We start from the raw sequence: 26,362 nt of genomic DNA, 5'->3' as shown, positions 1-26,362 counted from the left end.
CGGGGTGGGGCCGGGGTCGGTCGTGGGCGGGCTGGTCCGCCGGACGGCCGGGGGCGTGCCCGGTGTCGCGGAAGGGCTGCCCGGAGTGGCCCCGGTCGCGGGTGTCGCGGGCCGCTGGGCGGCGGGGGCCGGGGTGGCCCCGGGCGTGGCGGACCGCTGCACGGCCGGGGTGGCACTGGGCGTCGTGTTGCCCGAAGTGGTGTTGCCCGGGGCGGCGCCGGGGCCGGTCGTGGGGCGGGTCGCGGGCGTGCTGGACCGCTGGACGGCCGGGGTACTCCCGGGCGTGGTGTTGCCCGGGGTGGTGCCGGGGTTGGTCGTGGGGCCGGTCGCGGGCGTGCTGGTCCGCTGGACGGCCGGGGGTGTGCCGGGTGTCGCGGAAGGGCGCCCTGGGGTGGTGCCGGTCGCGGGTGTCGCGGGCTTCTGGGCGGCGGGGGCCGGGGTGGCCCCGGGCGTCGCGGACCGCTGCACGGCCGGGGGCGAAGCCGGCGGGGCGGGGGTGTGTCCCGGCCCGGACGCAGGCGTGGTCGAGCGCTGGGCGGCGGGGGAAGGACCGGGCCCGGCCGGGGCGGTGCCCGAGCCGGGTGAGGACGTGACGGACCGCCGCACGGCGGGGCCCGGGGTGTTCGCGGGACCGCTCGGCGCGATGGCGGACCGCTGAACGGCAGGCGGTGTGCCGGGCCCGGCCGGGGTGTTCCCGGAGGCGCGCGCGGGCGTGGCGGACCGCTGTACGGCCGGGCCCTGCCCGGGCGTGGCGGAGTCCGCCCCAGGCCCAACCGGCCGCTGCGTAAAGGAAGTTGGGCCAGCACTGGTGGGGCCAGCACCGGCAGGCGCGGACCCGGCAGGCGCGGACCCGGATGCGCCGCCGCCCGTGGCGCCCGGCGCCTTACCCGGCCCCTTCGCCGACGCGCCGCCCGTCGCGACGGACCGCTGCACCGCGCCCGGCACGGGGGCCGGACCCGGCGCACCGGACGGCCACCCCGCACCCGGATCCGGATCGGCCGGGGCCTCGGCCGCCCGGCCCGCCACCGGAAGCCGCAGGAGCGGCAGCGGCAGCGAGGAGGGGCGGCCCGCGACCGGGGTCACGGCGTTGTGCAGCACGCCGTGGGGCGCCGATGGCGAGACGGCGTGCGTGAGGGGACGGACGACCGAGAGGTCCTGGTGCGCGGCGAGCGTCGAGCCGAAGCCCGCCTCGGCGGTGAGGCGGGGCGCGGCCAGGGCACGCTGGATCGCGGGCGCGGCCGCCCAGCCGCCGTCACCCCGGACGGGCGAAGGCGAAGGCGACGCGACCGACGGATCCGACGGCTCCGAGGAGGCCGACGCTGTCGCGGCGTCCGGGACAAACGCCCCGGCGGCCCCGGCCGGCCGGCTACGCCGGCGCTTGAACAGGCCCATCCCCCGTCACCGCTCCCCTTCGCCTTGTTCCACCAGTGCCGCCACCCGCCGTACGTACGCCCGCCGGTCCGCATGCTCCAGGTCGAGGATGGAGTCCATGTCCCAGTGGAAGTGGTAGGCGAGGTACGCGGTCTCCTCCTCGATCCGGTCAACCGCGTACGTCACGATTCCCCCAGGCGGCTCCCGGCCAGCTCGACCTCGAAGGACTGCTCGCAGTGCGGACAGGCCACGGCCGCCCGGGTATGGCCCTCGGCGTTGATCTGCCGGTAGAAGTCCTGGAGGAAGGCCAGGTCGGAGGCGAACATGTTCTCCACCGTGCCGTCGTGGACATCACCCAGCGTGCCGAGGCGGGTGATGACCCGGCCGAGCAGGACCACCGAGAGGTACGCCGGGTTCTCCCGCACCCGTACGTCCCGCAACGGCAGCAGCTCGTCGCGGGCCGTGGCGAGCCGCATCGAGCCGCGCCGGTGCACGGTGCCCGACTCGTCGACGTACCCGCGCGGCAGCTCGAACTCGAACTCGGTGCGCAGGGTGTCCCGCGCACCCGCCGTCGCGGCCGCCGCGCCCGCACCCGCGACCGGGTGGGACAGGGATTCCGTCCCGACGGACGGTGCGCCGGGAACTCCAGGACCTTCGCGCCGCATTACTCGATGACCAGCTCTTCGAAGGTGATGGTGACCTGCTCGGTCATGGCGGCGGCGTCGCCGGCCTTGACCGCGCTGACCTCGACCTTGGTGCACCAGGCGTTGCGCAGGTGGTAGCGCTTCACCGGGTTGTCCTGGTAGTCCATCATGATGATCGAGGCGTTCTTGCGGGCCGAGCCCATGTCGCCGTCGATGGACTGCTTGATCCACTCGGAGAACGAGGACGAGTGCGTGGCACCGCGCGTCACCGTGCACTCGCCGGCCTTCTTGACGCCGGGCAGCTTCTTGATGACCGGCTTGCCCTCGGCCGACACCTGCTGGTACTCGATGACTTCCTGCTCCATCGAGAGGCTGCTGACCTCCTGCAAGTACTCGATCATGATGCCGTCGATCTGGAGGCCGAAGTTGTGTGTGGTGAGAGCATCACCGGGCTGAAGCGACATGCTGGGTTACTCCTGTTCGTGCGAAATCGGCTGGGGGTGGGGCGAGGGGGCGCGTTCCTACTCCTCCAGCTCGCCGCCGCCGCCCGAGAACTGGGCGAGCCGGAACACGACGAACTCGGCGGGCTTGACGGGCGCGATGCCGATCTCGCAGACCACACGGCCGAGGTCCACCGACTCCGGCGGGTTGGTCTCCTCGTCGCACTTCACGTAGAAGGCGTCCTCGGGGCGCTGGCCGAACAGGGCGCCGTTGCGCCACTCGTTGACCAGGAAGGCGGAGATGTTGCGGCGGATACGGGCCCAGAGCGCCTGGTCGTTCGGCTCGAACACCACCCACTGGGTGCCGATCAGGATCGACTCTTCGAGGTAGTTGAAGTAACGGCGCACGTTCAGGTAGCGCCAGGCCGGGTCGGAGGCGAGGGTGCGGGCGCCCCAGACGCGGATGCCGCGGCCCGGGAAGGCGCGGATGCAGTTGACGCCGATCGGGTTCAGGAGGTCCTGCTCGCCGCGCGTGATCTGGAGCTCCAGGTCGACGGCGCCGCGCACGATCTCGTTGGCCGGGGCCTTGTGGACGCCGCGCTCGGAGTCGTTGCGGGCCCAGATGCCGGCCATGTGACCCGACGGCGGGACGAGCTTGGTCTGGCCCGTGGAGGGGTCGAACGACTTGATCCAGGGGTAGTAAAGGGCGGCGTAACGCGAGTCGTAACCGGCGCCCTCCATCCGCCACTTGCGGATGTCGCGGGCGTTGAGCCCGGGCGGCGGGTCGAGGACGGCCATGCGGTCGCCCATCAGCTCGCAGTGCGCGACCAGACCGAGCTGGACGGCCTTGACCTGCTCCAGGTCGATCAGGCCCTGCTGGTAGGCGGCCATCAGGTCGGGGACCGCGACCATGTTGATCTCGTCGAAGGCCTCGAGGCCACCGAAGCCGGTGCGGTCGGCGGAGTCGCCGATGAACTGGCCGGTCTCGATGCGGGCGACCGTGCCGCCGGCGGGGGCCGGGGCGGGCGCGGGGGCCGGCGGGGCCAGGGTGATGGCCTGCGCGTCCGGCTTGGCCAGCTGGCCGCCGGCCACGGTCTCCTCGACGGAGATCATCTTGGAGCGCTGCTTGACCTGGGTGACGACGAAGTTGCGGGCCGACTTCTTCGCGCTCACGTCGAAGTTCTCGACGACGGTCTCGCCGTCCTTGACGATCAGCTTGAAGCGGTCGCCGGCCGCCTCGCCCTCGGCGTCCTGCACCTCGACGGTGAGCGCGCCGCCGGCCGTGCCGGGCGCGATCGCGGAGACCTTGAAGGTGCCGAGCGCCACGGCCTCACCGGCGGTGATCGCCTGCGGTGCGGGGGCGGCCGCGGCCTGCTGGGTGCTCTGCCCCGAACCGTTGTCGGAACCGCCGACGCGCACGACGTAGGCGGCGGTGCCGCCGTTGTTGAAGAAGCCGTAGACGGAGTGCGCCAGGTAGTACCCGTCCGTGAACTCCCCGAACTCGGCGACGTACTGGGACCAGTTGGTCACCAGCGTCGGCTCGTTGAGCGGCCCGACGGGCGCGAGTCCGACGAAGGCGGCCACCGAGGTGCCGACCCCTTCGATGGGGCGGGATCCGCTGGCGACTTCCTCGACGTAGACGCCGGGGGACAGGTAGTTGGGCACGGGAAGCTGCTCCTTGTTGCTGGGTTACATCCGTTACGGAGGTGTCTGAGGTATCGGAAGTGTCGGCTGGCGCCCGAAGGCGGACGGGCTGTGCGGAGCGCGGGGCGGACGGCTCATCCCGCATCCGAACTGCACACGGTTGTTCCGCCCCCGAAAAACGCTGCTACCGGCCCATTACCGTGCCAGCCTCGCGCGCCGCGACCCGTGCGGGGAGGGGAGAAGGTGCGTGGGCGAGGGCAGCACGAGGTGCCCTTCCGGTCATCGGCGGGCGTTCTTCCGGCCGGATGGGGTACGGGGAAGGGTTGCGCGCCCGGCGGGCCCGGGCGTGAGCGCGGCGCCCGGCGGGGTCAGTTCCCGCCCGCCGGGCCGGCCGCCGGTCCGGCGTCGGACTCCTCCGGCGGCACGGGACGCCCGGTGCTCAGACGGTTCGCCTCGCGGACCTTCTCCAACAGCTCTTCCCTTCGCCTGGCGTCCTCGGCCGCCTGGTCGTCCGCCGTGCTGTCACTCATGCGCGAACCCCCTGGGTTCGTGGGTGGCTCCCCGCGCCGTCCGCCGGCAGTCAGCGTGCGGTGGCTGTCCGCACTCCCAGCAGAGTGCTCCCGTGGCGGCGGCCTGGCCAGGGGTTGTGCCCGCCGAAGAGGCCATGGCGTGAACTCGCCCCGATCGCTGGGCCGCGCGCACCGGTTCTCGCGGGACGGCTCGCGCCCCGCGTCCGCCGTCTCGCGATTCTTGGGGGGCCCGCGAGGGAACGCAGGAGGCGCGGGGCCCGTCTTGGGGGCAGGGAGGGTGCCCTTTTGACCGGTTACCCAGGGGATACAGGGGCAGTTCAAGCCAACTCCCTGTGCGATACATGTGCTGATGCGAGCCATCGGGCGGTCCTGGCGTAGCGTTTCGGTGACCGGACGAACAGGATCCGGGGGCCGAAAGGGCAAACGTCGGGGGACGAATCGGCCGGACGAGCGAGAGGGCGGCGGCGTGGCGGAATCCGGCGGAACGAGCGAGGGCGGCATACCCGGCGGCGTCGGCGGCGTCGCTGACGGGCTGCGGTTCCGCATGCTCGGCCCCGTCGAGGGTGACCTCGACGGCCGGCCCCTGCCGCTCGGCCCACCCCAGCAGCGCGCCCTGCTGGCCGTGCTGCTGCTGCGCGAGGGCCGCCCGGTCTCCATGCCCGAACTGCTCGACGCCCTGTGGGGGGAGCGGCTGCCGCCGCGCGGCGTCGGCACCCTGCGCACCTATGTCTCACGCCTGCGCACCCTGCTGGAGCCGGGTCGTCCCTCGCGGACTCCGGCCAGGCTCCTGGTGTCGGCCGACGACGGATACGCGCTGCGGGTGCCCGCGTCGGCGCTCGACACCGCCGTCTTCGAGGCGCGGCTCGCCGAGGCGGCCCGGCTGCGCGGCGTCGGCGAGACGGCGGCGGCGCACCGCGAGTTGAGCGGGGCGCTCGCGCTGTGGGGCGGCAGCCCGTTGGCCGGTCTGCCCGGGCCGCACGCGGAGCGCGAGCGCGACCGGCTCACCGAACTGTGGCTCTCCGCGCGCGAGGACCACTTCCACGGCGCCCTCGCCCTCGACCGGCACGTGGCGACGATCGCGTCTCTGCGCGCGTTCGCCGCCGAGCATCCCCTGCGCGAGCGCACCCAGGCCCTGTTGATGCTGGCGCTGCACCGCGCGGGCCGCCAGGCGGACGCGTTCGCGGTGTACGAGGCGACGCGCCGCACCCTGGACGCCGAACTGGGCGTACCGCCGGGGCCCGAGCTGACCGCCCTGCACACTCGCCTCCTGACCCGCCCGGCGGACGGCACGGGCCCGGCGTCACCCGGGACGACGGCAGCGCCGCGCCGCCCCGGCCCGGTGGGCGGCCCCCGCGCACCCCGTCCGGCGCGTCCGGCCCGCGTCGAGCCGCGAGCCGCGCGTACGGTCCCGACGCCCAGGTCCGCCCCCCAAGAGCCGCTGCCCACTTGGGAGTTCAAGCGCGACCGCGCGACCCCGACCTCCGCCCCGACGCACCCGGCCTCCGGCCCGACGCACCCGGCCTCCGGCCCGACGCACCCGGCCTCCGCCCCGACGCACGCGGCGTCCGGCGCGACTTACCCGGCCACCGTCCCGACGCACCCGGCAGCCGACCTGACGGCCCGGGCAAAGGACTTGACGCATCCGGCAACCGACCCGGCGCACGACCCGGCACACCTCTCCCCCGACCCGTCACACCCGGCCCCCGACCCCCGCACGCCTCCCCCGGCCACGTCCGAGCGGCGGTCGGTGCAGGCGCGGCCGTCCCAACTGCCGCCCGCCATCGCGGACTTCACCGGCCGCGTCGGGTTCCTCGGTGAGGTGTCGGATCTGTTGCGGGAGGCTTCCGAGGGACGGTTCACCGGGGTGGCCGTGCTCACCGGGCTCGGCGGTGTCGGCAAGAGCGCGCTCGCCGTGCGGGCCGGCCACCGCATGCGCAGGTCCTTCCCCGACGGGCAGCTCTACGTCGATCTGCGCGGCGCGGACGCCGAGCCCGCCGACAGCGCGGACGTTCTGACCCAGCTCCTGCGCTCCCTCGGGGTCGCCGAGTCAGCCGTGCCCGACGAGGCCGGCCAGCGCGGCGCCCTGTACCGCTCGCTGCTGGCCGGCCGCCACGTCCTGATCCTGCTCGACAACGCCCACGACGCGGCCCAGGTGCGGCCCCTGCTGCCCGGCACCCCGGGCAGCGCGGTCCTGGTCACCAGCCGCACCCGGATCGTCGGTCTTCCCGGCGCCCGGCTCATCGACGTCGAGGCGATGAGCGAGCAGGACGCGCTCACCATGTTGGAAACCATCGTGGGCGCCGAGCGGGTGCGCGCCGAACCCGATGCGGCCCGCCGGCTCGTGGACTCCTGCGGCAGGCTGCCGCTGGCCGTGCGCATCGCCGCGGCCCGGCTCACCGCCCGCTCCGACTGGGCGGTGGCCGACCTGAGCGCGCGGCTGCACGACGAGCGTCACCGCCTGGACGAGCTGGAGGCCGACGGGCTCGGCGTCGACGCGGCCTTCCGGCTCAGCTACGAAGGGCTCGCCGGGCCGGCCGCGCGCGCCTTCCGCCTGGCCTCCGCCACCTCCGTGCCGGTCTTCGGCCGCGCGGCGGCGGCCGCCCTGCTCGACGTGGACGAGTACGCCGCCGAGGACGCCCTCGAAGCCCTCGTGGACGCCGGGCTCCTGGAGGCGTGCGGGGTGGACCGCTACCGCTTCCACGACCTGGTGCGGATCTTCGCCCGGCGCGTCCTGGACGATTCGCCCGACGCGGCCGAGCGCCCGGCCGCCCAGCGCAGGCTGCTCGACCACGTCCTGGCCACCGTCCGCAACACCGTGCGCTGTCTGCGCCCGCTCAGCAAGATCCCCGACCTCCTGTACGCCCCCGACGCGCCGGGCTACCGTCCGGCCGACGCCGAGGCCGCGCGGGCCTGGTTGCAGGACGCGCACCCGCTGATCAGGGACACCGCGGAGCAGGCGCTCGGCAAGGGGCCCTGGGCGGACCTGGGAGCCGAGGCGCTGCGCCCCGCCGTCGATCTGCTGACGGGCTGGGCCCACCTGGTGCTCGGCACCGCGCGCCGCCGCGAACTGCACGGCCCGGCCCGGCTCGCGCTGTCCGTCGCGCACTGCCACGGCGACTCCCGCTCGGAGGGCCGCGCGCTGCGGCTGATCGCCGCCGTGCCGCAGCAGAGCACCGACACCTACCGGCGCACCGAGCGCACCCTGCGCCAGGCGCTGCGGTGCGCGGCGCAGGCCGACGACCCGCTGACCGAGTCGGAGGCGGCGCACCAACTGGCCATGATCCTGGCCGCGATGGGACGCCCCGCCGACGCGCTGCCCTTGTTCGAGCAGGCGTACGCGCGCCATGTGGAGCTGGGCAGCAAGGGCGAGGCGGTGCGCGTCCTTGCCCACATCGTGCGCGCCCAGATGCTGCTCGGACACAAGGAGCGCGCCGAGACCAGCGCCGGTGAAGTACTGCGCGCCGCACGGGAGTTGGGGGACCGGGGTACGCTCGGACATGTGCTGTACCAGATCGGCTGCGCGTTGCTCGCGGGCGGGCGGCCGGTGCGGGCGGCGGCTCACCTGCGCGAGTCGCGCCAGCACCACCAGTGGGTGGGCGATCTGCGCTGGGAGGCGATGGCGTGGGCGCGGCTCGCGCACTGCGCGCTGGCGCGCGAGCGGCCGGGGGAGGCGGCGGCCTGTGCCACGCAGGCCCTGTCCATCGAGGGCGACCTCGGGGACCCGTTCTGCCGGGGACTCGCGCTCGCGGCCCGCGGGCGGGCGCTGCTCGCGCTCGGTGAGACGCCCGCGCTCTCCGCGCTGGCCTCGCTGCGGACCGCGCACCGGCTGCTCAGCGCCCGTGGCGCGGCGGAGGCCGACGAGCTGACATCGTTGTTGTGGACGGCGCCGGCGGAACCACGCCGCCCGGGATCTGCGTCGGAGCACCCGGTGGGCCAGGGCCGGGGCGGGGCCACGAGTGCAGCCAGGGCTGCCCTCTGACAGGGTCTTTTGGGCAGGGACGCGTCCGGCGCGCCCTCTAGCCTTCGTCCATGACCATGTGGACGTCTCTGGACCCGGCCGCTGTCGCCGTTGATCCCGGCGGGCGGACCACCGCACGGCTCCGGGTGCGCAATACCGGGGACACTGTCGAGGAGTACCGCCTCTCGATCGTCGGCACGCCCGCCGGCTGGGCCCGCGTGGAGCCCGACACCCTGCGCCTGTACCCGGGCAGCGAGGCCACCGCGGAGATCTCCTTCGCGCCGCCGCGCTCACCCGACGCCCTGGCGGGCCCGGCCGCGTACGGCATCCGGGTGGAGCCCCGTGAGCACCCCGACCTGCGGGATGTGCTCGAAGGGCAGGTCACGGTCGCGCCGTTCACCGAGATACGGGCCGAACTGCTGCCGCCGACCGTGGTGGGCCGCTTCGGCGCGCGGGCCTCGGTCGCCGTCGACAACCTCGGCAACACCGCGCTCACCGCGTCCTTGGTCCTGCGTGATGAGGCCAACCGGCTCACCTACGAGATGGCGCCCAACGCGGTCCAAGTGGGGCCCGGGCGGGCCGCGTTCGCGAAGCTGGCCATCCGGCCGCAGCGGGTGCGCTGGACCGGGGGCGCCGAGCAGCACCGCCTGATGGTGTCGGTGCGCCGCTCGGGCGACGACACCGGGGTGGACCTGGCGGGCGTCTTCGACCAGCGTCCGGTGCTGCCGCGCTGGCTGCTGGTGGCCGGCAGCGCGGCCGTCGCGGCGGCGGTCGCGTTCGTCGCGCTGTGGCTCGCCTTCCAGCCCAAGGTGAACACGGCGGCCGGTGAGGCGCAGGCGAGCGCCGCCGCGCAGCCGGTGCCGCAGGGCGCGGAGACACCGCTGCCGCCCGCGCCCTCCTCCGCCCCGCCGGCCGCGCCGCCCGGCGCTGTGCCGCCGGCCGGTGACGGCTCGGGCGGCGGCGCGGGCGCGCCGCCCGCCGCCGGTGGTGGTGGAGGCGGCGAGGAGTCCTCGCAGGTCGGGGGCGGCCCGCCGGTTCCGCCGCCCGCGCCGAAGCCGGCGCCCAAGGCGGCACCCAACGCGCCTGTCGGGCCGGTCTGGGACGTGGGGTACAAGCCGGACGACATCGTCACGTTCGCGCAGTACCGCCTGGCCACGCTCAAGAACGAGTGTGCCCTCAAGCCCGGCTGGACCGCCGCCGTCATCGACAAGGCCACCCAGGCCTCGCTCGCCTGCTACCAGAAGCACGTCATGGCGGACCAGAAGACCAGCCGCATGCTGACGGCCACCGACAAGAAGTACGGCACCCTCGGCCGGGCCACCCTGACCTCGATGTGGGCCCAGGGGCTCCGTCCCGAGGACGTGAAGAGCGGCACCAACAGCTACAAGGTCAGGATGCTCGCGGCGTCCCTGTGGTGGGCCAAGGAGTCGAAGATCTCCAACGCCGACCTCGACCGGGACCGCACCTTCGCCCTCCAGGGCATCGCCTACTTCCAGGCCCCCGACAAGGGCGGCGAGCCGATGAAGGCGGACGCCGGTCTCACCTCGGCGATCAAGGAGTACCAGCAGGCCGTCGGCCTCAAGCCGACCGGCGTCGCCGACAGCACCACCTTGAACTGGCTGATCGGCGGGGCCGTCGAGGAGCCCGGCAAGACCGGCCGTTAGCGCGGGCGTTAGCGGGCGTTAGGGCCCGCTGATCGCGGCCTGAGAGGCTGCTCGCACCCCAGACTCCCGGGCGGTTGTTCCCCCGCAGCCGCCCGGGGCCACACTCACCGGACCGCTCCCGCCGCCGGCCCCGCGACAGGCGGGGATGGCCGCTCGGGCAGCCAGTCCTGCCCCCGGAACTGCCCCTTCCGGCCCTGTACTTCACCCCCCGGCCCACTTGACTCACAGGGTGAGTATGTGGACTGCCCTGGAGCCCCCCGCCGCCACCGTCGCCCCCGGTGACAGCGTCGGCGTACGACTGCGGGTGCGCAACACCGGGGACACGGTCGAGGAGTACCGGCTCTCGCCGGTCGGCGACCCGGCCGGCTGGGCGAGCGTGGAGCCGGCGGTGCTGCGGCTCTACCCCGGTGCTGAAGGCACCGCCACCATCACCTTCGCGCCACCGCGCACATCGGACGCCGTGGCCGGGCCCTCCCCGTTCGGCATCCGGGTCGAGCCGCGCGAGCATCCGCAGAACGCCGATGTCGTCGAGGGCCGCCTCACCATCGGCCCCTACAGCGAGCTCCGCACCGAGCTGGTCCCGCGCACCGTCCGTGGCCGGCGCCGCGCCAAGGGCCGGGTGGCCGTCGACAACCTCGGCAACCAGCCGCTCACCGCGTCCTTCGCGACCCGCGACAACGGCGACGCCGTCACCGTCGAGACCAACCCCACCGCCGTCCAGGTCGACCCGGGCCGGGCCGGCTTCGCCGAGGTGCAGCTCACCGCGACCAACATCAGCTGGTTCGGCGGGAGGCGCCAGCATCCCTTCACGGTCTCGGTCCTGCGCTCGGGCGAGCCCGCGCCCACCGAGCTGCGCGGTACGTATGTGCAGCCCTCGGTGTTCCCGGCGTGGTTCCTCGCGGTCGGCTCGGTCCTGGTGGCGCTCGCCGTGGCGTTCGTGGTGTTCTGGTTCCAGCACGACATCGGCGTCAAGAGCCAGGCCTCCGAGCAGGCGGCGGCCAAGGAGGAACCGCTTCCGCAGGGTTCCAAGAGCCCGCTGCCCTCCGCCCCGCCGCCCCCCTCCGAGCAGCCGAAGGCGCCCTCCGCGCCGCCCTCGCAGGCGCCCCCGCCCGCCGCCGAGAAGCCGAAGCCGAAGGATCCCCCCGCGGGCGGCAAGCCGGCGGGTGACAGTGGTCCGAAGAAGCCGCAGTACGACTCGACGAAGCTGGTGCGCATCCAGTCCGGGCTCGGTCACTACCTGACCACGGCCCAGGACCAGAAGGCGGAGGGGCGTTACGTCTACACCGCGAACGAGATCCGCAACCAGCCCAACTGGGACCAGTACTGGTACGTCCGTACGCTGCCGAACGACGAGTACGCCTTCACGGCGTCGACCGAGGACTGGGCTGTCGCCGACAACACGCGTGAGGGCAACCAGATCCAGCTGTGGGGCGCGTCGGGTGGCAAACCGAGCCTGACGACCGGGCAGATGACCAGCAACCAGAAGTGGGCGATCGAGCCGATCGAGGGTGCGGACGGGTTCGTGCGGATCATCAGCAAGGACGGGGGCTGGTGCATGTCCGACCTGTTCCCCAACGACCCGGGCCACCTCCAGGTCTCCGAGGTCCGCCCCTGCGGCGCCCTCCCCACGGACCAGCAGCGCTGGCGAGTAGTCCAATAACCCCGCCCCCGGGCACCCGGGACCCCTGGGGCTCCGCCCCAGACCCCGTTCGCGCTGAACGCGCTCGTCCTCAATCTCCCCCAAGGCCTTAAGGGCCAGGGGGGACCCCCATGACGGGCTGAGGGTGCCGCTGCGGGCCAGCACGGACCCCGCCAGGGGCGCGGGGAACTGCGCGAGAAGCGCCCACGGCCCGCACGTGACCACGAGGCATTTAAGGGGCGCGGGGAACTGCGCGACCAGCCACGCGCGGTCCGCAGCCGGGGCTCCTGGGGCTCCGCCCCGGACCCCGTTCGGCCTGAACGGCCTCGTCTTCAATCGCCGGACCGGCTGAAGTTGCCGCTGCAGGCCAGCACAGACCCCACCAGGGGCGCGAGGAACTGCGCGAGAAGCGCCCACGGCCCGCACGCGACCACGAGGCATTTAAGGGGCGCGGGGAACTGCGCGACCAGCCACGCCGCAGCCGGGGCCCCTGGGGCTCCGCCCCGGACCCCGTTCGGCCTGAACGGCCTCGTCCTCAATCGCCGGACGGGCTGAGGGTGCCGCTGCGGGCCAGCACGGACCCCGCCAGGGGCGCGGGGAACTGCGCGAGAAGCGCCCACGGCCCGCACGTGACCACGAGGCAGTTAAGGGGCGCGGGGAACTGCGCGACCAGCCACGCGCGGTCCGCAGCCGGGGCCCCCGGGGCTCCGCCCCGGACCCCGTTCGGCCTGAACGGCCTCGTCTTCAATCGCCGGACCGGCTGAAGTTGCCGCTGCGGGCCAGCACAGACCCCACCAGGGGCGCGGGGAACTGCGCGAGAAGCGCCCACGGCCCGCACGTGACCACGAGGCATTTAAGGGGCGCGGGGAACTGCGCAAAACCACGCACGGCCCGCACTCCGAAGGTATCCGGCGTGCGGGCCGGCCCGGGTTGTCAGGGGCGCCAGGACGCGCCGGTGCCCGGGACCAGGCGGCCGGATTTGACGTACTCGCGCCGCGCACCAACCCGTACGTCCTCCGCCGACACCGCCGCCCCCCGCCCCGCCGCCAGATACCCCGCCGTCACCGCCGCGGAGCGAATCGCCCCGCCCGCCAGCTCGAACTCCTTCGCGCACGCGTCGAGTTCCGCGGCGAGCCCCGGCTCCTGCGGCACCCCCGCGAGGCAACTGCGCCACAGCAGCGCCCGCAGCTCCACGTCCGGGAACGGGAAGTCCACGACCAGGTCGAGCCGCCGCGTGAAGGCCTCGTCGATGTTGGCCCGCAGGTTCGTCGTCAGGACCGCGATGCCGTCGAACGCCTCAAGGCGTTGGAGCAGATACGCGCTCTCCAGGTTCGCGTACCGGTCGTGCGAGCTCTTCACCTCCGACCGCTTGCCGAACACCGCGTCGGCCTCGTCGAAGAGCAGCACGGAGTCGGTCCGGTCCGCCTCGGCGAAGATCTTCTCCAGGTTCTTCTCGGTCTCGCCGACGTACTTGTCGACCACTGACGACAGGTCCACCACATACAGATCGAGCCCGAGCTCCCCCGCGACGACCTCCGCCGCCAGGGTCTTGCCCGTACCGGAGTCCCCCGCGAACAGCGCGACCACCCCGCGCCCGCGCCCGCCGCCGGTCCGAAGGCGCCACTCGCCGAGCACCCGGTCCCGGTGCCGGGCCCGCCCGGCCAGCTCCCGCAGCATCCCGAGCGGTTCGTCCGGCAGCACCAGGTCACCGAACCCGACGGCCGGACGGACCCGGCGCGCGTGCCGGTCGAGCAGCGGCGCCGACAGCAGCCGGGCGCTGTGCTGCACATGGCCGAGGCCCACCGGGACGCCCTCGAACCCGGCGAGGGCCAGCGCACCCCGCGCGGCCCGGCGCACCTGGCCCGCGCCCAGCCGGTAAGGGCCGACGGCCTCGGCCAAGTCGCCCTCGTAGGAGGGAAGTTCCTCGTTCCACGCGGTCAGCGCGTCCGTCTCGACGGAGGTGTCCTCAAGGGCCAGGAGCGCGGCGCCCGGCGCCCACGTGGGGTCGTAGGGCGAGGTCCCGGCGAACACCACGGTCACGTCCGCCGCCGCGAGCTCACGGATCAGCGGCCCGGGCTGCTCGTCCGGCAGCTCCACGACGACCGCCGTACCGGCGCCGCGCAGCCGCGCCTCGCGCAGCAGGGCGCGCGCCGCCGCGTGGTCGGTGTGCTCGGGCCGGTGGCGCAGTACGGCGCGGCCCGCGCCGCGCAGGGCGATGGTCACCGCGTCCGCGCCGCTGCCCGCCCTGCGCTCGCGCAGATGGACCGCGACGGGCCCGGGCGAGAGCGCGATCCGCGCCGCGACCCCGTCGAGGGGTGCCTCCCCGCCGGGCGCCAGGAACTCGACGTCTGCGCCGCCCAGCTGGCCGTCCAAGGTGTCGTCTCCCAGGAGGTGGGCGACCACGCGCTCCGGGACGCGCAGCGCCCGGCCCGGCAGCGGCCGCTCCTCGTCCTCGATGACCACAAGCCCCTTGGCGACCAGCGGCGCGGTGGGATGGAACCGGGCCCGCCCCTCGGGGTCGTACGGTCCGGTCCCGGCGAGTTCCAGGGCGAGGGCGACCGAGGCCCTGCGGCGGCCGACGTCGTCGTTGAGGTAGCCGTACAGCGCCTCGAAGCGGCGGTCCACGTCGGGCGCGAGCGCCGCAAGGAGCACCATCGCGTCGAGCGGCCCGAGCCCGAAGTCCCGGGCGAGCGCGGCGAGACGGTCCTCGGACCCTGCCCCGAACCCGGCGTCCGGGTGTGCCGGTCCGCCGCCCGGTACGGACGCCTCGCCCTCAGCTCCCAGTTCGGGTCCGCGCGCGAGACGGGCAGCCGTCTCCGCCGAGACGTACAGGCCGCGCAGGGGGTCCTGGGCCGTCGGGTCGTCGGCGGAGCGGGCTTCGACGAGCGCCGCGACCGTGGCGCGCAGCGCTTCGACGCGCGACAGCAACGCGCGGGCGGATCCGTTCACTTGGCGCCGCCCTCTCGGTTGGTGCGCATCATGCGCGGCTTGGCGTCGCCCGGCACGCCGTCCCGGCCGCGTACGGTGATCACGCCCTCGGTGACCGGCGGCGCGACGTCGTAGACCGGGGTGACCGGGAACGGCGTCGTGATGACCACGTCGAGCGACGGCTTCAGCTCGCCGCCGAGCGCCGACCAGATGTCGGCCAGCGAACGCGACTCGGCCGGCGGCACCGCGACGGTGAGCGGAATGCTCACGGTGTACGCCTCAAGGGCCGGCGGCACATACTCCTCGGGCAGCATCTCGTGCGGCAGCAGGCACGCCAACGCGCCGGACAGCAGGCGGTGTTCGTCCTCGGGACGGCTGGTCCACGCCGTGAGGAGGTAGGAGAGCCGGTACCAACGGGGCGGCTGGCGCCTGCGCAGGACGACGCCGTTGGCGTCGCGCTCCGCGTAGGAGCCGCGCTCGCGGCGGGCCACGTCCTCACGGATGTCGTACAGATAGGCGTTGAGGGTGGGCGTGTTGCGCCGGGCCGCCCAGTCGCGGGTGGGCGCCTCGAAGACGACGTCCCCCGTTCCCTCGGGCAGCGCCCCGCCGCGCAGGATGCGCCGCAGCGCCTCGTCGATTTCGTGGATCATGGAGCCAATTTCCCAAATCAGTGGGCGTCGCGGGTCGGGCGGGGTGGCGCCGGGCCACCGGGATGCTAGATGTAGCCCTCGCGCAGCGCGTAGGCCACGGCGTGCGCGCGGTTGGTGAGCTGGAGACGGGTCATCAGGGCGTGCAGGATGTTCTTGACGGTGCGCTCCGAGTACGCCAGCTTCTCGGAGATCTGCCGGGTGTCGAGTCCTTCGGCGACGAGCCGCAGCACGTCGACCTCGCGCGGCGCCATCCCGAACAGCGGCGCGGCCGATGAGGATCCGGCGGACGCGGACGTGGTCTCCGAGCGGCGCAGCCGCCCGACCTGGACGAGCAGCCGGCTGATGAGGTCCGGCGGCAGCTCGCCCTCGCCGCGCGCCGCGCTGTGCACGGCCTTCAACAGGCGTTGCTCGGTGGCCTGGTGACGCCACAGGATCGCCCGCACGCCGTACTCGACCACCGTCAGGAGATCGGGTTCGCGCAGTTCGCGGGCGATGAGCACCACGCGCTGCTCGCCGCCGCGCACGACCCGGCGCAGTTCCGCGCTCGCCGAATCGTCGACCTGGTCGACGAGCATGACGGCGACCGTGGGCTCCGAGGGGCGCCCGTCGCTCTCGCGGGGGTCACGGTTCTCCCGCAGGACCTCGACCGTGGGCTGGTGCTGGAGATGGCTGATGACTCCGGCCCGGCTCAGCGGATCGGAGGCGTGAACGGTCACCGTGACGCGATTCGCGAGCAATGGCATAGTCAGTCCTTTTCCTTCCCGTGCGTACCGACGCCTACAGCATGGCGGGGCCCGATCAACAGCGAATCAACAGCCGTTGAATGGGCCACGGATCCAGTCACAAAGCCACGAAAGCCGTCAGAAAAGGCGGCCCGGGCCGGCGCGGACAGCCCGGCCGGCGTGGGCAGTCCGGTCGGCGCGGACGGCCCGGTCGGCGTGGGCAGCCTGGGTGGCCGGGACCGGCGGGACCGCCCGGAGCGCCGGGGTGGCCGGGGCCCCCGGGGTGGCCGGGACCGCCGGGGTAGCCAGGAGTGCCGGGGCGGCTCGGGTCGCGTGGACAGTCCGGGTCGCCGGGCGGCCCGGGCACTCGGGACCCTGGCAGCCGGGGTGCTTCGGAGGGCTGGGGCCGCGCGTGAGGAGCACCGGGGTGGCCGGGACCGCCGGGATGGTCGGGACCGCCGGGGTGGCCGGGACTGCCGGGGCGGCTCGGGTCGCGTGGACAGTCCGGGTCGCCGGGCGGCCCGGGCAGTCGGGACGGTCCCGGCAGCCGGGGTGCTGCGCAGGGCCCGAGCCCCGCTCGGCCTACTCGCGCACTCGGCTACTCGGGCTTTTCCTCGAGGCGCGGGAAGAGCACCGCCCCCTTCGTGACCTTCGCGCCGGCCGGCAGCGCGCCCCAACCGCCCGCCTCCTGGACCCGCTGATCGACGAGCGCGCCCAGCGCGGCCTCGGCGCCGAGCGAATCCCACAGCCTCCCCGAGGTCTCGGGCATCACCGGGTTCAGCAGCACCGCCACGCCGCGCAGCGCCTCCGCGGCGGTGTACAGGATGGTCGCGAGCCGCGCACGCCCCTCGGGCGACTCGTCCTTGGCGACCTTCCACGGCTCCTGCTCCGTGAGATAGCCGTTGACCTGCTTCACGAAGTCGAAGACCGCCAGGATGCCGCCCTGGAAGTCGAGTTCGTCGCCGATGCGGCGGTCGGCCTCCGCCGCCGCCTTCGCCAGCCCCTCCTTGACGGCCTGCTCGGCGTCCCCGTCGGCGGCCGGCGCGGGCAGCTCACCGCCGAAGTACTTGCCGACCATCGCCGCCACGCGCGACGCCAAGTTGCCGTAGTCGTTGGCGAGTTCGGAGGTGTAGCGGGCGGTGAAGTCCTCCCAGGAGAAGGAGCCGTCCTGGCCGAAGGCGATCGCCCGCAGGAAGTACCAGCGGTAGGCGTCCACACCGAAGTGCGAGGTTAAATCCTGCGGCTTGATGCCCGTCAGATTGGACTTCGACATCTTCTCGCCGCCGACCATCAGCCAGCCGTTGGCGGCCACCCGGCCCGGCACCGGCAGCCCGTTGGCCATCAGCATCGCGGGCCAGATGATCGCGTGGAAACGCAGGATGTCCTTGCCGACGAGGTGCACGTCGGCCGGGAAGATCTCCTCGAAGCGGGCGTCGTCGGCCCCGTACCCGACGGCCGTCGCGTAGTTGAGGAGCGCGTCCACCCACACGTAGATCACGTGCTGGGGATCCCACGGCACCGGCACGCCCCAGTCGAACGTGGACCGTGAGATCGACAGGTCCTGAAGGCCCTGCCGCACGAAGTTCAGCACCTCGTTGCGGGCCGACTCCGGCTGGATGAAGCCCGGGTTCGCCTCGTAGAACTCCAGGAGCATCGGACCGTACGCGCTCAGCTTGAAGAAGTAGTTCTCCTCCTTCAGGAGCTCCACCGGCTTCTTGTGGATGGCGCACAGCTGGGCGCCGCCCTCGCCCTCGATCAGGTCGCCGGGCAGCTTGTACTCCTCGCAGCCCACGCAGTACGGGCCTTCGTAGCCGCCCTTGTAGATCTCGCCCTTGTCGTACAGGTCCTGGACGAACTCCTGCACCCGGTCGGTGTGCCGCCGCTGGGTGGTGCGGATGAAATCGTCGTGGGCGATGTTCAGGTGCTCCCACAAGGGCTGCCACGCCTCGCCGACGAGCTTGTCGCACCACTCCTGGGGGGTGACGCCGTTCGCCTCGGCCGTCCGCATGATCTTCTGACCGTGCTCGTCCGTGCCCGTCAGGAACCACACCTTCTCGCCGCGCTGGCGGTGCCAGCGGGTGAGCACGTCACCGGCGACGGTGGTGTAGGCGTGACCCAGATGAGGGGCGTCGTTGACGTAGTAAATGGGCGTAGAAACGTAGTACGTCGGCGAAGGCATGCACGGAATCCTAGCCGCCGGGCCCGGACGGGCCGCCCGGGATGTCCGGATGGCGGACCGCCTGCGCGCGTGCCGTCGCAGGCGCCGTCGCCCCGGCGGTACGGTCACCGCCGGGCCCGGCGCCAAAGGCGGGGCGGCCGTGACCGCACCGCCACCGGAGGGCGCCGGGGCCGGCCAGGACTTGTCCGGTCGATCATGTGACTACTCCGCCCTCCGGTCGTTCAGCACGCGGCCGGCGCCCGCACCGACCCGCCGCCCGCCCCCGCCTCAAAGGGGGCCAAAATTCCAGAACACCAGGGCGAAACCGCGTGGCAGAGCCTGCACGCCCGCCTGGTGGATGTGGTGCGGGAGGCAAGGGCCTGGGCCGCTCGCGCGGCGGGTTCACCAGCAAACTCCACGGGTCACGTGGCGGACGGCCGCCGGGCTTCGACGAAGAGCGGTACAAGAAACGCAACACCGTCGAGCGGGCCATCAACCGGCTCGAGCAGCACCGGGCCGTGGCCACCCGGCACGACAAGCGCCGCTACGTCTACCTCGGCACTACAACCGCGGCAGCCCTCGCCATCTGGCTCCGAACATGACCGGACGACTGAGGTGGCTCCGGGTTTCACGGGAGGGTGAAGCGCCAGTTGTTGCTGGCGTGATGCTGGCCCGGGGGGTATTCGTGCTCCGCTTCCCCGACGAGGGTGAAGCCCACCGCGCGGCAGACCGCGTTCGAGGCCGTGTTTGTCACACGGGGAAAGGCGTGAACCGCCGGGCGGCGGTGCACCGCGGGGAGGGCGGCCAGGTGGGCAAGGAGGGCTCGGACGGAGGCCGTCGCCCAACCTTGGCGCTGGTACTCGGGGAGGACGCCCCAGCCCACTTCGAAGATCGGCTCTCCCTCGTGCTCCTTCGGTGCGAAGGAGACCGTGCCCACGGTGTCCCCCGTCGGGGATTCCACGCGGAACACCCGGCCCTCGTGTGCAGCGTTCGCGCTCATGGCTGTCCAGCGGCGGTGGCGGCCCAGGAGGGCGGTATCAGGTTCGGGGCCGCCGAGATGGGTCGTCATCTCCGAGGTATTGCGCCGCCGGAGCAGCCAAAGGTCGTTGTCCGCCCAAGGGTGGAGACGCACCCATCTCGTCGTGTGCATGTGGTGAGGAAACAGGCTGGGGTCAGCGACGCGCACCGGATTTTTCGACATAGGGGGCAAGCGTTGGGCCGGAATGAACTTTTTAGTCGGCGTCGCTCGCGTCGAACTCAACTTATCGAGCGGGCGCGCGGTCATCACATGATCGATCGGACAGTCCTAGGCGGTGTCCGACGAGTGATGGCGTGTAGGCAGCGGCCGGCTGCTGGGGCGACTCTGCCCTGCTTGGCTCGATGGCCCGACATCCGATTAGCCGTTCATGACCCCAGCGACCTGCGGGGCCCTCGGTCTTGATCGGAGCTAGCGGCTCCCAAGCACGTAAGAGGTAGTCCCCGCAGGGGGCTTGGACCACGATCATCATCGGCGATCAAGTGATCGGCCTCGATGCCGACGGCGAGCGCCGGCACACGTCAGTCTTCTTTGAGGGCTCAAGGCCCGGTCAATGGAGGACGTCGTGCTGACGCCGGCGATCGGCACCGAGGAGGTGCTTCAGCGAGCTCAGCTCTCGCCCATTAGATCAACGGCCGCAAGCGCCACCTCGTGGTCGACACCAAGGGCTTGCCCCTGTTCGTCATGGTCACCCCGGCCGACATGACAGACCGCGACACCGCGAAGGAAGTCCTGTTCCGGCTGCGGCTGATGCACCCCGAGAGCACGATCGCCTGGGCCGGCTCCGGCTATGCCGGACAGCTTACTGATCGGAATGGCGGGGCTGGCCGGCCCCGCCACCCTCGCTCCCCTGCGGCAGGACTTGCGGCTCACTTTCCCACGTCCGCCGGGCTCCGCACTGGAGATCCGGTCACCCCAGGAGATCCGCGAACCGGACCCAGCTGCCCCTGTTCCCATCCTGACCTGCGAAGAATCCGACCGGAGGTCCAGACACAGGCGCTGATCAGTACACCTAGACCATTGCAGTCAGAACGCCTCCGTCGGCTCGGACCGCGGCTCCGTTGGTGGCTGCCGACAGCGGGCTGGCCAGGTAGAGCGCGAGCTGTGCGATCTCGGACGGTTCGATGAAGCGTTGCAGGAGTGTGGTCCGGTTGGCGCCGATGATCGCGGCCTTCATGTCGTCGGCCGGTACGTTTCGGGCCTGGGCGATGCCGGCGACGGTGCGGGCGACGCCGTCTGAGTAGGTGGGTCCGCCGAGGATCGTGTTGACGGTGACCTCGGTTCCGCGCGTGAGCTTGGAGAGGCCGTTGCCGAGGGCGATCATCGCCGCCTTCGTCACTCCGTAGTGCACCATGTCGGCGGGGATGTTCACGCCCGATTCGCTGCTGATGAAGAGGATGCGGCCCCAGTTCCTGTCGAGCATGCCTGACAAGACCTGGCGGGAGAGCCGGACGCCGCTCATGACGTTGACGTCGAAGTAGCGCTGCCACTCGTCGTCGGAGACATCCTCGAAGCGGTCGAGGCCGAAGAGACCGACATTGTTGACGAGGATGTCGAGATCGCCCAGTGATCCCAGCAGATCCCGGACCTGAGCGGCATCGCTGAAGTCGGCGACCCGTCCGGAGATTTCCGCATCCGGCAGCTCGGCGCGGAGCCGCCGCAGGGCGTCCTGGACGCCGGTCTCGCTGCGCCCGTTGATGATCACCGTGGCGCCCTCGCCGAGCAGTGCACGCGCGACGGCGAAGCCGATGCCTTGTGTCGAACCGCTGACGAAGGCGGTCTTGTCTTTCAGTCGCAGATCCATGGCTCTTCTCGTTCCTGTGGTGCCGTTCTGGGCGCTTTTACTTTCCTGAGCAAGTGAAACTAGAACGAGATGACTTTCCTGGTCAAGTCATCAGGGGTAGGCTGGTGCCATGTCACGACTCAGCAGCGACGACCTCGAAACCTGGTCAGCCCTGGCCACCGTCCTGGAATGGCTACCGACTGCCCTCGACGCGCAGTTGCAGCGGGACGCCGCGCTGACGCACTTCGAATACGGCGTGATGTTCGCGCTCGCCCATGCCGAAGACCGCACCCTGCGGATGAGCACCCTGGCCGGCTACTCCAATAGCTCCTTGTCCCGCCTCTCGCGTGCGGTGGGCCGCCTGGAGACGAAGGACTGGATACGCCGGGCGCCTGACCCGACCGACGGTCGCTTCACTCTCGCCATCCTCACCGACGCCGGCGAGCGGAAAGTTGAGCAGGCCACCCCCGGACACGAGGCCACCGTCAACCGGTTGGTCTTCGATTCCCTGACCACAGCCCAGACACGGCAACTGCGCGACATCAGCCGGCGCATCACCACGGCCATCCGCACCCAAGACGGCTGGACGCTGCCCCCCAAGGCAACGCCGTAAGCGGGCCCTCGTCCCGATCGCGGGCCAGGAGCGGAGCGAGGGCCCCGTGATCATCGGGTTGAGTCGACCGAGTAGGAGACGGACCTGCTGCTCCTTGTGGCGATCCAGTCCCTGCACCACGCTCCCGGGTCGACGCGTTCCGCACAACGCCACAACCACCGGGTTCCAGCCCTACAGACCACCGAAGTGGAGAAGTCGAAGGCCTACGCACGCATAGTTGCCCCACTGGACCGCCTGGCGCCCCTGAGACCATGCCGAGCGACCGTCAACCCCCTGTTCGAATCCTGACCTGCGAAGAATTCCGCCGGAGGATGGGGACGGCTTCGCGCCCCGGATTACGCGTCGGACGACTCGTCTCGCCAGTGCTACGGGGCTTGGTTCCTTGCTTGTGGTGCGCGGGTCTGGTGTAGGACTCGCCAGTGGCGAGGGCGCGTCCGACGTCGTAGCGGGTGGCAGGTTGTCGGTTCTTCGAGCCGAGCGGGCGGCCAGGGGGCCGGGCCCTGTGGGTTTCGGTGCAGCGACTGGCGTGCCCGTCTTCGCCCACAGGTTCCTGAACCCCCGCCTCACTCGAGTCGGGGTGAGTCTGTTCGGTTCCGCAGGCCGCTCCCACGGCCGTCGGAGGTCCCTCGCGAGCGGGCGAGCGAGCGAGGCGGAGCTGAGCGTGTGCGGCCAGGACGCGCCAGGTCCAGCGGTCGGCCACGCCGGAGTCCCGGAGCTTGGGGCGGGTCCCTCCGAGGGTCTGCTTGAGCAGCCGAAATGTGTGCTCCACGTCGAATCTTCGCAGGAACGCCTGCCAGCACCGGTCAACGTCGTCCATGGCGCCACCGGTGCCCGACCACCACAGCCAGACAGGCTTGTTCACCCCGCCACTGGGCAGTTTCGCGACCCTCAGCAGTCACGGTGACCGCGGTGGCCTCGCCGCATGTGGCCGAGTCACCGAAGACGAACCCGCCGCCGTGCTTGGGCGGGCGACCACCTTGCGGCGGGCAGATCCACGGGCCGGGGACAGGCTTGCGCATGACCCGCTCCGAACGGAGCCGGCCCAGCACATCGACGGGGAGATCACTCAGGAGGAAGAGGATTCCGTTGATCACTCTGCGGTGGCTCTTCCAACGTCCGCCTCGTCCAACGTTCTTCGTCAGGTGCGGCTCCAGCCGAACCCGCTCCTCATCCGAGAGGTCACCCCACCCCATACTGATCGGAACGATCCCCCCGTTGATCAGTCACCGGACCTGTCGGACAGGCCAGGCCCTAGGGGCGGTAGGAACCGAGCAGACCCCGGTAGACCTCGGCGTCGCTGAGCTCGCGCGGCGCGGGACCGGCGTGGAAGAACCCGACGTGGGCGTGCTCGTCCTGGGCCGTGCGCAGGAAGTCGAACGCCTTGGAGTCCTGCTCGCCGAACGCCACGAACTGCCAGTACAGCGGCTTGTCCGCGACATCGGCGAGCGCCTGGCGCGCGGGCAGCTTGGCGTCCGGGGCGCCGTCGGTCTGGAACACCACGAGCACCGGCCCCTCGTGCCCCGCCTTCTCGACGTGCTCGACGACCTCCTCGACCGCCCGGTGGTAACTGGTGCGGCCCAGGCGCCCGAGCCCGGCGTGCGTCTCGTCGACGACGCCCTCGTACGCGTCCAGGGTGACGTCCACCGAACCGTCGATGTCGGTCGAGAAGAACACGGTGTGCACGGTGGCGTCCTCGTCGAGGTGCGCCGCGAGCGCGAGCACCTGCTCGGCCAGGTTCTGCGCGCTGCCGTCCTTGTAGTACGGGCGCATCGACCCCGACCGGTCGAGCACGAGGTACACCTTGGCGCGGGTCCCGCCGAGCCCCGCCTTCTTCAGCGCGGCCCCGGCCGCCTTGTACGCCCCCGCGAGCCCGGCCGCCCGAGACTTGACCCGAGCGGCGGAAACGGCGGACCTGGCCACCTTGCCCGCTCCCGGCTCGGGTTCGGCTTCGTCGTCCTGCGCGGGCGCGGCGACGGGCTCGGCTTCGGCCCGTACGGGCTCGGGCTCGACGGCTGCGGGTTCCTCGGCCTGTACGGGCTCGGGCTCGACGGCTGCGGGTTCCTCGGCCTGTACGGGCTCGGGCTCGGCCACCCGCTCGGGCTCGGCCACCGTCTCCGGCTCGGCCACCCGCTCCGGTTCAGGCTCCTTCTCCGACTCCGTCTCCGGCTCCGGCTCCGGCTGCGCCTCGGTCCGGGGCTGGGGCACCTCGGCGGCGGCGGGCTCGGGCTTCGGCTCCGGCTCAGCGGCGTCCGCGACCGGGGTGTCCGCGACCGGGGTGCCGACGACCGGGGTGTCCGATGCCGGGGTGCCGGCGACCGGGGTGTCCGATGCCGGGGTGTCCGAGGCCTGGGCGGGCGGGCGCGGGCCGTCGAACGCGGCGGCCACCAGGGCCTGCGCCGGGGTCAGGTCGGCATCCCGGGCCGGGGCCGGAACCGAGGTCGTCCCGGACGTCTCGGTCTCCAGGGTGCGTTCCGTCTGCGACGGTACGGAGGCCGACGACAGCGCCTCGGCACCTTCCGTCTGCGACGGCACGGCAGCAGGCGACGCCACTTCGGCCGCCTCGGCCCCTTCGGTCTCGGACGGCACGGCAGCCGGCGCGGCCTCGGCCCGTTCCGTCTGGGACGGTACGGAAGCCGCCGTCGCTTCGGCACGCTCCGTGCGATCGCGTCCGAACACTTTGCGCAGCAAGCTCCGAATGCCCATGGGCGAGGCCTTTCGCATGAGTTGGGTGCGATACGTACCGCACTGTGCCACGGGTCCGGGGTCTGATCCCTGGCCAGCGCGGACACGTAAGGTTAGCGACCCCGCCGGGGGTTTCCCGGAAAGGGGCCGGGGCAAGTCCGGGTACCCTCAGCCCGCGCTTTGATCGCGCCGCGCGGAATCCGCTGGGCGGGATCGCCGGTGTACACCCAGGGCACCGGGGCGATCCACTCGCCGAGCACACCGATGAGGGCGGCGCCCTCACGGGTGCGCGCGGCGCAACGGGCGCCGTGGGCAAGGCAGTTGAGCTCGGCCGCCCCTCGGCGCGTACCGGCCCCGGCGGGCGCGGCCCCCGGCTTCGCCGGGCTGGGCGCACAACCGTGCGGTGACTCCGCTCGTCTTCCACGTGACGGAGCGCCCCGCCCCGCCACCCGGGACAGGAGGAGCGGCCAACCGTGGAGTCGACGCACCAGGCGGATCACAGCGGGCCGGCCCACGTGCTCGAACGCTTTCTTCTGGCCGCCCCCGAACAGTGGCCGGTGCTCGCGCCTCGTCTGGTGGCGGGGGTGGGGGAGGAGCGTCTGCACGGCGTCCTGACGGCGACGCGCGAACGCGTCGGCGGCTTCACCTCGGTCACCGAGGGGCCCGAGGGGCTGGTGATAGCGGGGCCGCGCGGCCGGGTCCTCGCGTTCGCGCGGGCGGACGCCGAGGGCGAACTCGTGGGCCTCCTCATCGCCCCCGGCCTCCACCGGCCCGCGCGCCGCCGCGTTCTGCTGCCCGCGCGCGTGCGGAGCGCCGTGCTCCGTACGGTGCTGTGCGCGACGCTGGCCCTGCGCGTGGCGGCGTGCTGGCGGGCCCCCACGATGGTGGCCTGGTGCACGGCCGTGTCGGTGATCGGCATCGGCGCTCTGCTCCTGACCGGCTTCTTCGCCCCGGCCCGGCTGCCGCGCTGGGTGCGCAGGACGGCCTGGGCGGCCCTGGCCGTGACGCTCGCGTCCTTCTGGCGCCTGCCCCGGCTGCCGGTCGGCAGGCCCGACCCGTACTTCGTGGCCGGGCTCGTCCTGTTCGCGGGGTGCGCGGGATACCTGGTGTGGGCGCGCCGTTACGACTGGGGCGCGCCGGTGTCCGCGCCGCTGGAGTTCCCGCTGCGTGACGGGGCGTGGCTCATCGTCCATGGCGGCGGGCCCGGCCTCAACCACCACGCGTCCCACCCGGAACAGCGCGGGGCGCTCGACATCATCGGCGTCACGGCGCGGGGGTCGCGCCGTGGGGACGGCGCGGGGCTCGACTCGTACGCGATCTACGGCGCGACGCTGTACGCCCCCTGCGACGGGGTCGTGGTGTCCGCCGTCGACGGCCTCGACGACCAGATTCCCGGCACGATCCGCTACGCGCCGCCGTACGGCAACCACGTGTCCCTCGACACGGGCCACGAGATCGTCACGATGGCGCATCTGCGGCCGGGGAGTGTGGCGGTGTCGGTGGGCGAGCGGGTGCGGGCGGGGCGGGTGATCGGGGCGGTCGGGAACTCGGGCAACTCCACGGAGCCGCATCTGCATGTGCAGGCGGTGCGGGAGGGGGTGGGCCTGGACCTCCGCTTCCGAGGCGTCCCCGGCCCCCTGTACCGCGGCCGCACCGTCCCCACGTAAACCCCGGCCGCGGGCCGTGGATGCCCGCTCGCGCAGTTCCCCGCGCCCCTGAGTGCGTCGTGCCCACGTGGGGCGGAGCCCCAGGGAGCCCGGCTGCGGACCGTGGGTGGCCGGGCGCGCAGTTCCCCGCGCCCCTGACAGGGCTCATGCTGGCCCGCACCGGCATACCCAGCCCGTCATGGGGGCCCCTGACTCACAAGGCCTTGGGGGAGTTTGAGGACGAGGCCCTTCCG

The 26,362-nt window shown here is 72.8% G+C and carries 19 protein-coding genes and 3 pseudogenes; 8 read left to right on the top strand and 14 right to left on the bottom strand.

Going from position 1 to position 26,362, the window contains the following annotated elements; genetic code table 11:
• The first annotated feature begins 55 nt into the window (after positions 1-55).
• Positions 56-658, top strand: coding sequence for a hypothetical protein (locus ABR738_RS20010; RefSeq protein ID WP_350231353.1), 603 nt, complete (start codon positions 56-58; stop codon positions 656-658).
• A 740-nt stretch (positions 659-1,398) separates the two neighbouring features.
• Here ABR738_RS20010 and ABR738_RS20005 read toward each other — a convergent pair.
• From ABR738_RS20005 to ABR738_RS19985, 5 genes are all read right to left on the bottom strand, one after another.
• Positions 1,399-1,557: a DUF6760 family protein gene (locus tag ABR738_RS20005; protein WP_350231352.1), complete on the bottom strand. Its 159-nt coding sequence runs from the start codon at positions 1,555-1,557 to the stop codon at positions 1,399-1,401.
• Positions 1,554-2,036 (bottom strand): hypothetical protein, encoded by a 483-nt coding sequence (locus tag ABR738_RS20000; protein WP_350231351.1) that lies wholly within the window; start codon positions 2,034-2,036, stop codon positions 1,554-1,556. The genes ABR738_RS20005 and ABR738_RS20000 overlap by 4 nt, the downstream gene beginning before the upstream one ends.
• Positions 2,036-2,479 carry a phage tail protein gene (locus ABR738_RS19995; RefSeq protein WP_350231350.1) on the bottom strand — a complete coding sequence of 148 codons (444 nt, stop codon included), beginning with the start codon at positions 2,477-2,479 and terminating at the stop codon, positions 2,036-2,038. Before ABR738_RS19995 ends, ABR738_RS20000 begins: the two co-directional genes overlap by 1 nt.
• A gap of 57 nt (positions 2,480-2,536) precedes the next feature.
• Positions 2,537-4,120 (bottom strand): phage tail sheath family protein, encoded by a 1,584-nt coding sequence (locus ABR738_RS19990; protein ID WP_350231349.1) that lies wholly within the window; start codon positions 4,118-4,120, stop codon positions 2,537-2,539.
• Between the two features lie 347 nt (positions 4,121-4,467).
• Entirely contained in the window at positions 4,468-4,629 is a 162-nt protein-coding gene (locus tag ABR738_RS19985) for a hypothetical protein (protein ID WP_350231348.1), read from the bottom strand.
• 466 nt (positions 4,630-5,095) lie between these two features.
• Here ABR738_RS19985 and ABR738_RS19980 point away from each other — a divergent pair, with 466 nt between their 5' ends.
• From ABR738_RS19980 to ABR738_RS19970, 3 genes are all read left to right on the top strand, one after another.
• Positions 5,096-8,608 (top strand): AfsR/SARP family transcriptional regulator, encoded by a 3,513-nt coding sequence (locus tag ABR738_RS19980; protein ID WP_350231347.1) that lies wholly within the window; start codon positions 5,096-5,098, stop codon positions 8,606-8,608.
• A gap of 50 nt (positions 8,609-8,658) precedes the next feature.
• Positions 8,659-10,251 carry a peptidoglycan-binding protein gene (locus tag ABR738_RS19975; RefSeq protein WP_350231346.1) on the top strand — a complete coding sequence of 531 codons (1,593 nt, stop codon included), beginning with the start codon at positions 8,659-8,661 and terminating at the stop codon, positions 10,249-10,251.
• Between the two features lie 229 nt (positions 10,252-10,480).
• On the top strand, positions 10,481-11,911 hold the full coding sequence (locus tag ABR738_RS19970; RefSeq protein WP_350231345.1) for a hypothetical protein: 1,431 nt from the start codon (positions 10,481-10,483) through the stop codon (positions 11,909-11,911).
• A gap of 912 nt (positions 11,912-12,823) precedes the next feature.
• Here ABR738_RS19970 and ABR738_RS19965 read toward each other — a convergent pair.
• The 4 genes from ABR738_RS19965 to metG form a co-directional block, all read right to left on the bottom strand.
• A complete protein-coding gene (locus ABR738_RS19965; RefSeq protein ID WP_350231344.1) occupies positions 12,824-14,839 on the bottom strand; it encodes an AAA family ATPase in 2,016 nt (671 codons plus the stop codon).
• Complete coding sequence (locus ABR738_RS19960) at positions 14,836-15,468, bottom strand: Pvc16 family protein (RefSeq protein WP_350231343.1); 633 nt, start codon at positions 15,466-15,468, stop codon at positions 14,836-14,838. The genes ABR738_RS19965 and ABR738_RS19960 overlap by 4 nt, the downstream gene beginning before the upstream one ends.
• 65 nt (positions 15,469-15,533) lie before the next feature.
• A complete protein-coding gene (locus ABR738_RS19955) occupies positions 15,534-16,211 on the bottom strand; it encodes a helix-turn-helix transcriptional regulator (protein WP_350231342.1) in 678 nt (225 codons plus the stop codon).
• Positions 16,212-16,788: 577 nt separating this feature from the next.
• On the bottom strand, positions 16,789-18,369 hold the full coding sequence (gene metG, locus ABR738_RS19950) for a methionine--tRNA ligase (protein ID WP_350231341.1): 1,581 nt from the start codon (positions 18,367-18,369) through the stop codon (positions 16,789-16,791).
• Between the two features lie 308 nt (positions 18,370-18,677).
• On the opposite strand from metG, the gene ABR738_RS19945 reads away from it, so the two are divergent.
• Positions 18,678-18,950, top strand: coding sequence for a hypothetical protein (locus tag ABR738_RS19945; RefSeq protein WP_502964113.1), 273 nt, complete (start codon positions 18,678-18,680; stop codon positions 18,948-18,950).
• 26 nt (positions 18,951-18,976) lie between these two features.
• Here the strand turns inward: ABR738_RS19945 and ABR738_RS19940 are convergent, their stop codons facing one another.
• Entirely contained in the window at positions 18,977-19,549 is a 573-nt protein-coding gene (locus ABR738_RS19940; RefSeq protein ID WP_350231340.1) for a GNAT family N-acetyltransferase, read from the bottom strand.
• Positions 19,550-20,011: 462 nt separating this feature from the next.
• Here ABR738_RS19940 and ABR738_RS19935 point away from each other — a divergent pair.
• A pseudogene (locus tag ABR738_RS19935) lies at positions 20,012-20,188 on the top strand (transposase); the annotation flags it as partial.
• A gap of 208 nt (positions 20,189-20,396) precedes the next feature.
• Here the strand turns inward: ABR738_RS19935 and ABR738_RS19930 are convergent.
• Positions 20,397-21,188 (bottom strand): SDR family NAD(P)-dependent oxidoreductase, encoded by a 792-nt coding sequence (locus ABR738_RS19930; RefSeq protein ID WP_350231339.1) that lies wholly within the window; start codon positions 21,186-21,188, stop codon positions 20,397-20,399.
• 109 nt (positions 21,189-21,297) lie between these two features.
• Between ABR738_RS19930 and ABR738_RS19925 the strand changes: the two genes are divergently transcribed.
• Positions 21,298-21,780, top strand: coding sequence for a MarR family winged helix-turn-helix transcriptional regulator (locus ABR738_RS19925; RefSeq protein WP_350231338.1), 483 nt, complete (start codon positions 21,298-21,300; stop codon positions 21,778-21,780).
• Positions 21,781-22,183: 403 nt separating this feature from the next.
• Here ABR738_RS19925 and ABR738_RS19920 read toward each other — a convergent pair.
• From ABR738_RS19920 to ABR738_RS19910, 3 genes and pseudogenes are all read right to left on the bottom strand, one after another.
• A pseudogene (locus ABR738_RS19920) lies at positions 22,184-22,856 on the bottom strand (NF041680 family putative transposase); the annotation flags it as partial.
• Positions 22,854-22,973 (bottom strand): annotated as a pseudogene (locus ABR738_RS19915) (IS5/IS1182 family transposase); the annotation flags it as partial. The pseudogenes ABR738_RS19915 and ABR738_RS19920, both read right to left, overlap by 3 nt.
• Before the next feature lie 58 nt (positions 22,974-23,031).
• Entirely contained in the window at positions 23,032-24,483 is a 1,452-nt protein-coding gene (locus tag ABR738_RS19910) for a VWA domain-containing protein (protein WP_350231337.1), read from the bottom strand.
• Between the two features lie 452 nt (positions 24,484-24,935).
• Here ABR738_RS19910 and ABR738_RS19905 point away from each other — a divergent pair, with 452 nt between their 5' ends.
• The gene (locus ABR738_RS19905) at positions 24,936-26,129 is read left to right on the top strand and encodes a M23 family metallopeptidase (protein WP_350231336.1); all 1,194 of its coding nucleotides are present in this window, start codon (positions 24,936-24,938) and stop codon (positions 26,127-26,129) included.
• Positions 26,130-26,362: the final 233 nt, after the last annotated feature.

Origin of the sequence: Streptomyces sp. Edi4 (genome assembly GCF_040253615.1) — a bacterium.
Lineage (GTDB): Bacteria > Actinomycetota > Actinomycetes > Streptomycetales > Streptomycetaceae > Streptomyces.
This window is presented reverse-complemented; position numbering and strand designations above follow the sequence as displayed.